The sequence below is a fragment of the Cellulomonas sp. GbtcB1 genome, assembly GCF_019091725.1.
GTDB lineage: Bacteria > Actinomycetota > Actinomycetes > Actinomycetales > Cellulomonadaceae > Cellulomonas.
This window is the reverse complement of record NZ_JAGXJG010000077.1, coordinates 955-13,547: the sequence shown is the minus strand read 5'-3', so window position 1 is coordinate 13,547 and position 12,593 is coordinate 955. Positions and strand designations below refer to the sequence as shown.

The window sequence follows — 12,593 nt, the reverse complement described above, 5'->3', positions numbered from 1 at the left end:
CGGGCCTGCCGGCCGCGCTGTCGCCCGCCGCCCCGCCGCCGGCGCCCGCACCCGCACCGCGCCGCAGCAGCCCGGTCAGCGTCGCCCGGTCGAGCACGGCGACCGCGCCCACGACCAGCACGACGACCACGGCCGCCCCGCCCGCCGCCGCGGCCACCGCACCCGGCACGCCCTCGGCGAGCGCCTGCACCGCGTCGACGACCCACCGGCCGGCGACGCCGGCGACCGCGCCGGCGGCGACCAGCACCGCGAGCGTCCGGGTCAGCCCCGCCACGGCCTCCGCCCCCGCGGCCGCCCGCAGAACGGCGAGCAGCGCCACCCCGGCCACGACCATCCCGATCGTGTTGCCGAGCGACAGCGCGTGCAGGGTCGCGGCGGCGTCGCGGCCGCCCGGGACCAGCACCAGGCAGGCGACCCAGGACGCGAGCGCGACGGTCACCCACCCGGCGCTGGCGGCCAGCACCGCGAGCCGCCCCCGCTCGAGCGCGTACAGCGCCCGGGACACGTGGAACACCAGCGCGAAGCCCAGCAGCCCGGGGGCGACCAGCGTCAGCGCGTCGGCGACCGAGGCGATGAGGGCGGTGTTGCCGCGCCCGATCGCCCGGAACACCGCGGTGGCGGCCGGGGCGACCGCGGCCAGCATCGCCGCGCCGGCGGCACCGGCGACGAGCACGCCCCGCGTCGTCACCGCCGCGAGCGGCGCGTAGCCGGACCGGCCCGGGCGCTGCGCCGCGGCGGCGAGCCGCGGGAACGTGCTGGTCGCGAGCGGCACCGCGAGCACCGCGTACGGCAGCAGGTAGGTCGGCTGCACCATCGTCTGCCAGGCCGACAGCGCGCCGTCGCCGCCGTAGGTCTGGGCGAGCGTGATCGTGACGAGCACGGCCGCCTGCTGCGCGACCAGCGCGCCGATGCCCGCCAGCGCCAGCCCGCGCGCCCGGGCGGCGACACCCTCGGGGAACCGCAGCGCCGGCCGCAGGCGCACGCCGGACCGCCAGACCGGGACGAGCTGGGACAGCCCCATCGCGGCCACGCCGGCGGTCGTCCCCCACGCCAGCAGCGCCGCCGCCCCGTCGGGCAGCACCGCCGCCTCCTCGGCCCCGCGCGGCACGCCGGCGTCGGCGAGCAGCCAGCCGTACCCGGCGTACGCGCCGATCACGACGAGGCTCGACAGGACCGGCGCGAAAGCCGGCCAGAAGAACTTCCGCTGCGCCTGCAGCACGCCGGACAGCACCACGGCGAGCCCGTACAGCGGGAGCTGGACCGCGAACACCCGGATGAAGAACGTGACGAGGTCCCGCTCGGCCGCGGTGTCGACCTTCGAGAGCGCGGACAGCGGCTCGGCGGCCACGGCGAGGACGGCGCCGATGAGCACGAGGCCCCCGAGCGTCCAGCCGAGCATCCCCGACGCGATCCGGGACACGTCGTCCCGCATCCCGCGCGCCAGCGGCCCGGCGATGACCGGGATGAGCGCGCCCGCGAGGGCCCCGCCCGCGGCCACCTCGAACAGCACGTTCGGGAGGGTGTTCGCCCAGTTGTAGGCGTCGCCGACGTCGGTGAGGCCGACCGCGTTGTTGAAGACCAGCGTCCGCGCGAAGCCCAGCAGCCGGCTGACGACCGTCACGGCCGAGATCAGGGCCGCGGCGCCCGCCAGACCGGACAGGACGGCCCGGCGGCTCACCGCCCGGGCACCTCGCCCGCGGCGGCGCCGTCGCCCGGCGACCCGCCCGGGGAGCCCGGCGCGTCCGGCCCCGCCGGCCCCGGCACGTGCGCCGGTCGCCGGCCCCAGGCGTCGAGCTCGCGCAGCACCGGGGTGCGGGCGATCACCTGCGTGAACGACACCTTCTCCGAGGCCACCGTGAGCGCCACGACGCCCGCGAGCAGCGCGAGCCGCACCGGCCGCAGGCAGCCCTGCACCGCGACGGTGCCGAGGACCGCGCCGACCGCGTTCGCGCCGGAGTCGCCGAGCATGTCCCGCTCGGCCAGGTCGTCGGGCAGCTCGGCGGCGGCGGCGCCCAGCACCGCGGCGGCCGGACCACCGCCGCGCCCGCCGAGCACGCCGGCCGGCGCTGCGGCGATCGCCGCGGCCTTGAGGGCGCGCCCCGGGCGCAGGTCGAGCAGGTTGACCAGGTTCGCGCTGGCGGCGATCAGCGCGCCGTCCACCGCCACGTCCGCCAGGCGGACCGCGGCGGCTGCGCCGCGGCCTTCGGGCAGCCGGTCGTGCGGCCGGCTCAGCGCGGCGGCGAGCAGCGCGCCCGCCCCGATGCCGAGCACCTTCAGGCCGCCGGTCGTGACCTCGCCGCGGGCCAGCGCGCCGAGGTGGCCGCGCAGGCCCTTGCGCACGGTGCCCTCGCGGTCCTCCGTGAGGTCGTCGACCAGGCCGAACGCCGTTGCGCTCGTGGTCGCCACGGCCAGCGCCGCGCCGTCCCGGGCGGACGGGGCGCCGACCAGGCCGCCGACGAGCACCCCCGCCGCGACCGCGGGCCCGCCGAGCAGGCTCACCGGCTCGCCGCGGTGGTTGGTGCGCTCCCAGAGGCGCGCGCCACCCGGCGGCTCGTCGTCCAGCAGGCCGCGGACGACGGTCGTGCTCACGCGCGCCGCGACGGCGGCGGCGATCCGGCGCGCGACGCTCACCCCTGCGCCCCGGCGTCGCCCGCGTCGCCCGCACCGGCGTCGCCGTCGCCCGCGTCCCCGGTCGCGACCGGCGTGCGGTCCGGCGGGGTCAGCGTCGTGGCGGTGGGCACCGTCGTCAGGTCGCCGCCGCGGCCGTAGTGGCCGTTCGTGCCGCCGATCCGCGCGTTCAGCGCGAGCGGGACGGAGACCTGCCCGGCGGACGTGTCGCCGTCGCTCACGGTGGTGAGCGCGTCGGCGGCGGAGTCGTCGCCGAGGATCGTGGCCACGAGCGTGCCGTCCGTGACCGGGCCGTCCACGACGACCGCGCCCTCGGACCGGGTCTGCGCGACCCGGGCCAGCGCGATCTGCGACTGCAGCACGGCGGCGGCCTCGTCGGCGTCCGGCGTCGCGTCGGTGGCGACCGCGTCGGGCGCGACGGTCGGGGCGACCAGGACGATCGCGTCGGCCGGCTGGCTGATCTCGCCCTCGACGGTCACGAGGGGCGAGTCGCCGGAGGTCATGAACTCGAGGAGCGTCGCCGCGTCCGCGCTCAGCGCGTCGGGGTTGGCGGCGTCGGCGCCGGTGAGGCCCTGGACCAGCGCCTCGGACAGCGAGGTGTCCGCGGTGGCGTCGTCGGCGGGCTGGGGGTCGAGGTAGCTCGAGATGTTGCCGACGAGCGCCTGGCGGAACGAGCGCAGGTCGGTGGACGACCAGGCGTCGTTCAGCGCCACGTTCGCGCTGACCGTGGCGCCGGCGTCGGTCAGCTGGCCCTCGATCGCGGTGAGCGCGTCGCCGTCGACCGTGCCGAGCGCGACCACGGCGACGCGGCGGTCCGCGAGCGTGCCGGCGACGAGCTCGGTACCCGCGGCCTCCACGAACGCGTCGCTCGCGGCCAGGTCGGACCCGGCGTCGTCGAGGTCGGAGCGCAGCTGGTCCCGCTCGCTCCGGAGCTGGTCCACCTGCCCCGTGAGGGTGTTGCCGATCGTCTCCTCGAGCGGGCCGGCGCCGAGGGCGATGCCCACCGCCAGCGCGAGGAACACCGAGATCAGCGAGACGAGGTGGTACCGGAAGTCGATCACAGCGGGAGCTCTCGATCAGGTGCCGGCGCGTGCGCGGCACGGGAGGGGGCGGGTCGGGGGGTGCGGGCGGGCGTCATGACGACCCGCCGAACAGCGACCCGAGCCAGTAGACGAAGTCGTCCCAGCGCGCCGCGGTCAGCCCGATGAGGGTCTGGCCCGCGGTCGTCGAGGCCAGGGCCACGCCGAGCGCGAGCAGGCCCGCGAGGACGAGCAGCGTCAGCTGCAGGTTGGAGATCCGGTTCCGGTACAGCCGGGACACGCCCTTGGCGTCGACCAGCTTGCTGCCGACCCGGAGCCGGGTGAGGAACGTGGAGGCCATGCCGGAGCGGCCCTTGTCCAGGAACTCGACGAGGGTGGCGTGCGTGCCGACCGCGACGATGAGCTCGGCGCCCTTGTCGTCGGCCAGCAGCATCGCGACGTCCTCGCTGGTGCCCGTCGCGGGGAACACGATGTGCGGCACGCCGAGCTGGTCGACGCGGGCGAGGCCCGGCGCGCGTCCGTCGCGGTAGGCGTGCACGACGATCTCCGCGCCGCAGCGCAGCGCGCGGTCGGACACCGAGTCCATGTCGCCGACGATCATGTCGGGCGTCCAGCCGGCCTCGAGGATCGCGTCCGCGCCGCCGTCCACGCCCACGAGCACCGGGCGGTACTCGCGGATGTACGGCCGCAGCGTGACCAGGTCCTCCTTGTAGTGGTACCCGCGGACCACGATGAGCACCTGGCGGCCCTCGATCGTCGTCGTGATGTCCGGGACGCCCACGCCGTCGAGCAGCAGGTCCCGCTCCCGGCGCAGGTAGTCCATGGTGTTCGCGGCGAACGACTCGAGCTGGACGGACAGGCCCTCGCGCGCGGCCGCCTGGTCGGTGGCCACGGTCTGCTCGGTCTGCACCGTGCCCTCGGCGACCAGCTTGTCGCCGTCGTAGACCGCGCCGTCCTCGACGCGCAGCGTGCGGCCCTCGCGGAGGGTCATCACGTCGGGCCCGAGGTCGTCGACGAGCGGGATGCCGGCGGACACCAGGATGTCCGGGCCGAGGTTCGGGTAGCGGCCCGACGTCGAGCGCGCGGCGTTGAGCACCGCGGCGGGCTTGCAGGCGGCGAGCGCCTCGGCCGACACCCGGTCGATGTCGACGTGGTCGATCACGGCGATCTCACCCGGACGCAGGCGCTTGGTCAGCGACTTGGTGCGGGGGTCGACCCGGGCGGGGCCGACGAGCTCGCCCCCGGGGGACGCGGCGGAGCGCTTACGCGAGGGCAGGAGTTTCATCGCCGTTCATCGTGCCAGATCCGCCAGCTCCAGGAGCTCCGCCGCGTGCGCGCGCGCCGTGCCGGATTCCTCTTGGCCGGACAGCATCCGGGCCAGCTCGCGGACCCGGTCCTCCCCCGTGACCTCGCCCACGCCCGACGCCGTGATCGCGCCGTCCCGCGACTTGGTGACGACGAGGTGCCGGTCGGCGAACGCGGCCACCTGGGCCAGGTGCGTCACCACCAGGACCTGCGAACCCCGCGCCAGGGCGGCCAGACGGCGCCCCACCTCGGTCGCGGCGCGCCCGCCGACGCCGGCGTCGACCTCGTCGAACACGAACGTCCCGGGCGTGTGCTCGCCCCGGTCCGGCGACGTGGCGAGCGCCACCTCGAGGGCCAGCATCACTCGCGACAGCTCGCCGCCGGAGGCGCCCTTGCCGAGCGGCCGGGCCGGCGCGCCCGCGTGCGGGACGAGGAGCATCTCCACGACATCTCCACCGTGCGGGCCCAGCTCCGGTGCAGGCTCGACCCGGACCTCGAGGCTGGCGCCGCCCATCGCGAGCCCGGCGAGCTCCGCCGACACGGTCGCGGCGAGCCGCTCGGCGGCCTCGCGCCGGGCCGCGCCGATCCGGCCGGCGAGGTCGGCGAGCGTCGCGTCCAGCGCGTCCCGCTCGGCCGTGAGCTCCGCGACCTTCTCGTCGCCGTCGCCGATGTCGAGCAGCCGGCGGCCGCTCTCCTCGGCCCAGCGCAGCACCGCCGCGACGTCCTCGCCGTACGACCGGGTCAGCGACGCGAGCTCGGCACGGCGGGTCTGGGCGGCGTCGAGGCGCAGCGGGTCGGCCTGCAGGTCCTGCAGGTACGACGACAGCTCGGTGGCGGCGTCCGCCAGCAGGTAGCCGGCCTCCGCCACCCGGTCGCGCAGCTCCGCGAGCCGGGCGTCGTGGCCGCCGGCGCCGTCCAGCAGCCGGCGCGCGTGCTCGACGAGCCCCGCCGCGTTCGCGCCCTCGTCCGGGGCGTCCTCGTCGCCGAGCAGCGCCGCGTGCGCGCCCGTGGCGGCGGCGCGCAGGTCCTCCGCGTGCTCCAGGCGGACGATCTCCTGCGCCAGGTCCGTGTCCTCCCCCGGCTGCGGGTCGATCCGCTCGACCTCGGCGAGGCCCAGGCGCAGCAGCTCGGCCTCGCGGGCGAGGTCCTGGCGCCGGGCGGTGAGGTCGTCGATCGTCGCCTGCAGCCGCGCGCGCTCCGCCCACGCCTGCCGGTACTCGGCGAGCAGGGCGGAGTGCGCCGCGCCCGCGAACACGTCCAGCGCCTCCCGCTGGTGCTGCGGCGAGCGCAGCCGGGCCTGGTCCTGCTGGCCGTGCACCGTGATGAGCTGCTCGGCGAGCTCGCCCAGCACCGCCTGCGGGACGGACCGGCCGCCGAGGTGCGCGCGGGACCGGCCCGACGTGCCGTCGGTCGCCGCCTGCACCGTGCGCACCAGCAGCAGCCCGCCGTCGTCGTCGACCGCCGCGCCGGCCTCCTCGGCCCGCTCCAGCACCGGCGACCCGTCCGGCACGACGACGCGGCCCTCGACGACCGCGGTGGACGCGCCGGTCCGCACGGTCGCCGGGTCGGCCTTGCCGCCGAGCAGCAGGTTCAGCCCGGTCAGCACCATCGTCTTGCCCGCGCCGGTCTCGCCCGTCAGGACCGTGAGCCCGGGGTGCAGCCGGATCTGGGCGCCCGTGATGACGCCCAGGTCGCTGATCGTGATCTCCTCGAACACGCGCGCGTCCGCTCCTCAGTCCTCGTCGGCCGGCGCGCGGGTGGCACCGGTCCGGTCGCGCGCCGGGGTGTCCGTCGCGCGCCCCCGCCATCCGACCACGGGGAGCGCGAACTTGTTCACCAGCCGGTCCGTGAACGGCGCCGGCGTCAGCCGGGCCAGCCTGACCGGGACCGGCGACCGGCGCACCTCGACGCGGGAGCCCGCGGGCACCTCGACGCGCCGCCGGCCGTCGCATACCAGCACCGCCGGGGACGGCGACCGGGTCAGCACCTCGACCGCGATGACGCTGCGCGGGCCGACGACCAGCGGGCGCGCGAACAGGGCGTGCGCCGACAGCGGCACGACGATCAGGCTGTCGACCTCCGGCCAGACCACGGGCCCCCCGGCCGAGAACGCGTGCGCGGTCGAGCCGGTGGACGTCGCGAGCACGACGCCGTCGCAGCCGAAGCTCGACAGCGGGCGGTCGTCCACCTCGAGCACGACCTCGACCATCCGGGCCGGCTCCGCCTTCTCCAGCGCGGCCTCGTTCAGCGCCCAGCCGGTCACCGGGTCGCGGCGGCCGGGCACCTGGACCTGCACCTGCAGCGTCGTGCGCTCCTCGACGGTGTAGTCCCCCGCCGCGATCCGCCGCACCGCCTCCTTGATGTCGTCCCGCTCGCTCTCCGCGAGGAACCCGACGTGGCCCAGGTTGATGCCGAGCAGCGGGACGCCGGCGCCGCGCGCGAGCTCCGCGGCGCGCAGGATCGTGCCGTCGCCGCCGAGGATCATGGCCAGCTCGATGTCGTGGAACGCCATGCCGGGGACGTCCTCGCCCGCGAGCACGGGCGTGAAGCCGGCGGCCTCCAGCGCGGCGGCGGCCTCCTCGGTGGCCGTGACGGCCTCCGCCCGGCCGCTGTGCGTGACGACCAGGACCCGCCTGCTGGTCATGCGCCCTCCTCCTGCTCGGTGACCACGGCCCGGACCCGGGCCGCGAGGGCGTCGCCGGTGAGGGCGGCGCCGGTGTCGTGCGTGCGGGGTGCGCCCCCGGCTGTCTCGGGACCGCGGCGCAGCCGCAGGAAGTACTCCACGTTGCCGCTCGGCCCCGGGAGCGGGCTGCGCGCCACGCCGGCGACGACGAGCCCGTGCTGCTCCGCGGCCGCGGCGACGGCCAGCACCGCCTGCGCCCGCTGCTCGGCGCTGCGCACCACCCCGCCGGAGCCCAGCCGCTCCCGGCCGACCTCGAACTGCGGCTTCACCATGAGCAGCAGGTCCGCGCCGGGCGCCGCGACCGCGGCGAGTGCCGGCAGCACCAGGGTCAGCGAGATGAAGGACAGGTCCGCCACCACCAGGCCCGGCGCCGGGTCGACGTCGGCCGGGGCGAGGTACCGGACGTTGACCCCCTCGCGGACCTCGACCCGCGGGTCGGCGCGCAGCCGGTCGACGAGCTGGTCGTGCCCGACGTCCAGCGCCAGCACACGCCGGGCGCCGCGGCGCAGCAGCACGTCGGTGAACCCGCCCGTGCTCGCGCCCGCGTCCAGGCAGTCGCGGCCCACGACCTCGACGTCCCGGAACACCTCGAGCGCGCCCAGCAGCTTGTGGGCGCCGCGGGACGCCCAGTCGTCGGCGGGCGCGCCGTCGGGGTCCGGCTCGACCCGAGCGCGCTGGTCATCACCGAGCGGCGCCGCCGGACGGCGCACCGGGGCGCCGTCGACCGTCACCCGGCCGGCCGCGATCAGCTCGGCCGCGTGCTTCCGCGACCGGGCGAGCCCGTCACGGACCAGGGCGGCGTCGACACGTGTCGGCACCCGCCTCAGCCCTCCGCGTCGGCGAGCCGGTCCTGCAGGGCCGTGTGCACGGCGTCGAACACGGCGAGCTGCTCACGCAACGTGAGCTCGGTGACCTCGGTCAGGCGCACGACCGCCTGGTCCACCGCCTGGTCGCCCGTCGGCTCCACGGCTCCACTCCCCACTCCGCCCGCGGCGGCTGCCGCCAGCTCGCGACGGACCGGCCTGCCGGCCCCGCCGCGCCCCCCTGGCTGGTTCTCCACGTGTCCTGGTGCTGCTGCTCCCCTGCGCTGCCGGCCAGGTTACCGGCCGGCGCCCACGCCCGCGGCGTCCTCCGGGGTGACACGCAGGTCCGGAACCGTCGACTCGTCCAGGTGCTCGCCTGCGTCCACGGCCGCCCACGCCGCGGCGCAGGCCGCGCGCACCAGGTCGACCCCGGCGGGCAGGTCCCCGCCGAGCTCCAGCCGGCCCCCGGCGACCCGGGCAGCGGCGGCCCCGCAGGTCCACCAGTCCTCGGCCGCCCGGACCGGCTCCGGGTGCGGCACCAGCAGGCCACCGAGGTCCGCCGCGATGTAGTGCGGGCGCAGGCCCGCGGGCGCGAGCACGTCGTCGCGCGCGGTGCTCACGCCGGTCAGCACGTGCAGCCCCGCGAACCCGCCCGTGCGGGCGCCCGCCAGGTCGGTGTCCAGGCGGTCGCCCACCACCAGCGCCGCGCGGGCGCCGTGCCGCTCGACCGCGATCTCGTACATCGTCGACGCCGGCTTGCCCGCACTGTCCGGGACCACGCCCGTCGCCGCCTGCACCGCGCCCACGAGCGCGCCGTTGCCCGGCGCGAAACCCCGGGCGGTCGGCAGGCTCTTGTCGAGGTTGCTCGCGACGAACCACGCGCCACCCGCCACCGCGTACGCGGCCTCGGCGAGCTGCGCCCAGCCGAGCTCCGGGGCGAACCCCTGGGCGACGGCCTCCGGGTGCTCGTCCGCGGACGTGACCACCTCGAAGCCCGCCTCGCGCACCGCGGTGACCAGGCCCGTGCCGCCGACCACGAGCACCTTCGCGCCCGACTGCAGGCGGGTCGCCAGCAGGGCCGCGCAGGCCTGCGCGGCGGTCAGCACGTCGCTCGGCTGCGTCGGGATGTCCAGCGAGGTGAGCTGGTCCGCGACCGACTCCGGCTCGCGGGAGGCGTTGTTGGTCACGAACACCAGACGCATGCCGGCCGCGCGGGCGCCCGCGAGCCCGGCGGCGGCGCCGTCGATGGGCTCGTGGCCGCGGTACGCGACGCCGTCCAGGTCGACCAGGGCCAGGTCGTAGGCCTCGGCGAGCGGGGTGGCGCTGCCGAGGAGCCGTGCGTGGGTCACTCGTCCTCCGTGTCCTCGTCGCCCGCGGGGGCGGCGTCGGGGGTGTCGGCCGGGGTGGTGGCGTCGGCGTCGGCCGGGCACTCCTCCGCGGGCGCGTCGTCGTCGGACCCCGCGTCGCCGGACCCCGCGTCGCCGGTCCCGGCGTCGGGAGCGGCCGCGTCGAGGTCCGCCGCGTCGGATCCGTCGAGGTCGTCGGACCCGTCGTCCGCCACCTCGGCGTCGTCCTCGAGGCCGCCCTCGTCCCCGTCCTCGTCGAGGTCGAACACCACGACGTCGTCGTCCTCGTCCGTGCCCTGCACCTGCGCGAGCAGGGCGGCGGGCACCGTCGCCTCGGCCTCGTCGGCCTCGGCGCCACGACCGGCGGCACGCAGCGCATCCGCCCGGGCCTGCACCACGCGCGCCGCGAGCAGCGTCCGCACGGGACCCGAGCCGATGCCGGACAGCGCGGCGATCGCCGCGTCCGGGTCGCCCATGTCGAGGCGCGCCCCGCTGACCACCATCGCCAGCTCGACCCGCGTCGTCGTGTCCAGGTCCTCGGCCTCGGGAGAGGCGGCCAGGGCGATCGCGCGCTCCGGGCGGCCGAGGCCGCGCTCGCAGTCCGCCATCACGGCCAGGTGCTCCGACGAGCCGTTCAGCCGCCGCACCGTGCGCAGCTCGCGCAGCGCCTCCGCGAACCGACCGGTCCGGTACGCCGCCAGGCCGGCGGCCTCGCGCACCACGTCCACCCGGCCGCCGTGCCGCACCGCCGCCTGGGCGTGCTCGTAGGCGAGCTCCGGGTCCTGGTCGATGAGCCGTCCGGCCATCACCAGGTGCCGGCCCACCGCCCACGCGTTGTCCTTGCTCAGCGTGCGCAGCCGGGCCCGGACCTCGCGGTCGAGCATGCTGAACTCGACGTCCTCGGGGATCTCCGGGCCGTACTCGCGCACCGACTGCGGGGGGCGGCTCGGGCGGCGGTCGTCGCCGTCGTGCCGGGGACCGCGGTCACCGCGGTCGAACCCGCGGCCGCCGTCGCGATCGCCCCGGTACCCGCCGCGCTCGCCGCGGTCCTGGTCGTCGCGTGCCCCGCGGTACCCGCCGCGGTCGTCGCGCTGGTAGCCGCCGCGGTCGTCCCGCCGGTGGCCGCCCGACGCACCCTGGCCCGCGTCGCGGCCGCCGCGGTAGCCCCCGCGGTCATCGCGCTGGTAGCCGCCCCGGTCACCCCGGTCGTCGCGCCGGTAGCCGCCACGATCCTGACCCTGCGATCCGGTGCGGTCGTCGCGCCGGTAGCCGCCGCGGTCGCCGGGGGCCGACGGCGCGCCGTCCCGGCCGCCCCGGTAGCCGCCGCCCTGCTGGGCGCCGCGGTCCGAGCGGTACCCGCCCCGGTCACCGCCGGAAGCGCCCGAACCGCCGTCGCGACCGCCGCGGTAGCCGCCGCGGTCATCGCGCTGGCGCCCGCCGCGGTCGTCCCGGCGGTAGCCGCCCCGGTCACCGCCGGTCGCACCCGAGCCGGAGTCGCGACCACCGCGGTGACCCCCACGGTCGTCGCGCTGGTAGCCCCCGCGGTCCGAGCCGGCCGGACGATCACCGCGGTACCCGCCGCGCTCGCCGACGGGACGGTCGCCGCGTGCGGCGCCGCCGGGACGCGAGGCATCGCGGTCCGCGCGGTAGCCGCCCGTCCGCTCGCCGCCCTCGGCGTCGCGTCGGTAGCCGCCCGTGCGCGGGGCGGAGCGGTCGTACCCGCCGGACCGCTGGTCGCCATGCTGACCGCCGCGACCGTAGCCACCCTCACGTCGCTCGCTGCGGTACCCGCCGCGCTCGCCGTCCCGCGCGGGGCCACGGTCGGACCGGAAGCCGCTGCGGTCCGCGGGGTACCCGCCGGAACGCTCGGGACGCGCACCACCCCGCTCCGGGCGGGCGCCGCCCCGGTCGGCGCCGTACCCACCCGAGCGGTCGGAGCGTGCCCCACCGTCACGGTCGCCACGGTCCGAGCCGTAGCCGCCGGCACGACCGCCGCGGTCCGCGCGGTAGCCGCCGGAGCGGTCGCCACGATCGGACCCGTAGCCGCCGGACCGGCCGCCGTCGCGTGCCGGGCCGCGGTCCGAGCGGTACCCGCCCGAGCGCTCGCCCTCACCACGACCGGACGGACGCCGATCCCCGGCCGAGCGGCTGTCGCGCGCGCCACCCTGGGGACGCTGCCCGCCCTCGGACCGAGGACGGTCGCCGGCGGACCGGCGGTCGCCACCGTAGCCGCGCGCGCCCTCGTCCCGGCGGTCCGTGCGCGCGTCACGATCGCCGGCCCGCGCGGAGCTCCCCCGCGCGCCGGCGGTACCGCTCTGCTCGACGGCCGACCGCCACCCGCGCTCGTCGCCGCCGCTGCGCCGCTGCCCCGCGACCCGAGGGGCGCGCGACGGGCGCTCGCCGTCGGTGGAGCGCGCGGCGCCCCGGTTGCCGTACCGGCTGACGCCGCCGCTGCGACGCCCGCTCTCGTCCGCCGAACGCGTCCCGCGCTCGTCGCTGCTCATGTCCTGCTGCTCCTCAAGTTCGACCGCCGACCATGGTCTCATCCACGACCCGCAGACCCCGCATCGACCGTGCGGCAGGGCCCGAGCGGCGCGCTGGCCGCCGAGTCTCCGGACGGTGCCTCCGGCGGTGGCGATCCTCACAGTCCGCCGGCGGAGACTCGGCGCCCGGGAGCCCCGGGCCATCTCCGCGCGCGCCGATACCCGGAGGCGCACACCGCCGACGGCGTGCGTCGCGGCTGAGGGTCACTCTCCCGAGAAACCAGCGATCACCGACGCGGCGAGGG

The 12,593-nt window shown here is 77.8% G+C and carries 10 protein-coding genes; all 10 read right to left on the bottom strand.

Features of this window, described 5'->3' with window-relative positions; translation table 11 throughout:
• Positions 1-1,678 (bottom strand): murein biosynthesis integral membrane protein MurJ (gene murJ / locus KVT14_RS18790; protein WP_217617064.1); only part of this gene is annotated, 1,678 nt, incomplete at its 3' end.
• Positions 1,675-2,631: a hypothetical protein gene (locus KVT14_RS18785; protein ID WP_217617063.1), complete on the bottom strand. Its 957-nt coding sequence runs from the start codon at positions 2,629-2,631 to the stop codon at positions 1,675-1,677. The genes murJ and KVT14_RS18785, both read right to left, overlap by 4 nt.
• Positions 2,628-3,689, bottom strand: coding sequence for a copper transporter (locus tag KVT14_RS18780; protein ID WP_217617062.1), 1,062 nt, complete (start codon positions 3,687-3,689; stop codon positions 2,628-2,630). The genes KVT14_RS18785 and KVT14_RS18780 overlap by 4 nt, the downstream gene beginning before the upstream one ends.
• Before the next feature lie 73 nt (positions 3,690-3,762).
• Positions 3,763-4,953 (bottom strand): putative cytokinetic ring protein SteA, encoded by a 1,191-nt coding sequence (gene steA, locus KVT14_RS18775; RefSeq protein ID WP_217617061.1) that lies wholly within the window; start codon positions 4,951-4,953, stop codon positions 3,763-3,765.
• Between the two features lie 6 nt (positions 4,954-4,959).
• Entirely contained in the window at positions 4,960-6,690 is a 1,731-nt protein-coding gene (recN, locus tag KVT14_RS18770) for a DNA repair protein RecN (protein WP_217617060.1), read from the bottom strand.
• A gap of 15 nt (positions 6,691-6,705) precedes the next feature.
• Positions 6,706-7,617: an NAD kinase gene (locus tag KVT14_RS18765; protein WP_217617059.1), complete on the bottom strand. Its 912-nt coding sequence runs from the start codon at positions 7,615-7,617 to the stop codon at positions 6,706-6,708.
• Entirely contained in the window at positions 7,614-8,474 is an 861-nt protein-coding gene (locus tag KVT14_RS18760) for a TlyA family RNA methyltransferase (protein ID WP_217617058.1), read from the bottom strand. Before KVT14_RS18760 ends, KVT14_RS18765 begins: the two co-directional genes overlap by 4 nt.
• A 5-nt stretch (positions 8,475-8,479) precedes the next feature.
• Positions 8,480-8,623, bottom strand: coding sequence for a hypothetical protein (locus tag KVT14_RS18755; RefSeq protein ID WP_168216818.1), 144 nt, complete (start codon positions 8,621-8,623; stop codon positions 8,480-8,482).
• 132 nt (positions 8,624-8,755) lie between these two features.
• Entirely contained in the window at positions 8,756-9,808 is a 1,053-nt protein-coding gene (locus tag KVT14_RS18750; protein WP_217617057.1) for an HAD-IIA family hydrolase, read from the bottom strand.
• Positions 9,805-12,309, bottom strand: coding sequence for a hypothetical protein (locus KVT14_RS22685; protein WP_254631296.1), 2,505 nt, complete (start codon positions 12,307-12,309; stop codon positions 9,805-9,807). The genes KVT14_RS18750 and KVT14_RS22685 overlap by 4 nt, the downstream gene beginning before the upstream one ends.
• Positions 12,310-12,593: the final 284 nt, after the last annotated feature.

Excerpts from the sequence above, each read along its gene's own strand:
- KVT14_RS22685 (WP_254631296.1), bottom strand. The coding sequence starts at position 12,309 with ATGAGCAGCGACGAGCGCGGGACGCGTTCGGCGGACGAGAGCGGGCGT.
- steA (WP_217617061.1), bottom strand. The coding sequence starts at position 4,953 with ATGAAACTCCTGCCCTCGCGTAAGCGCTCCGCCGCGTCCCCCGGGGGC.
- KVT14_RS18765 (WP_217617059.1), bottom strand. The coding sequence starts at position 7,617 with ATGACCAGCAGGCGGGTCCTGGTCGTCACGCACAGCGGCCGGGCGGAG.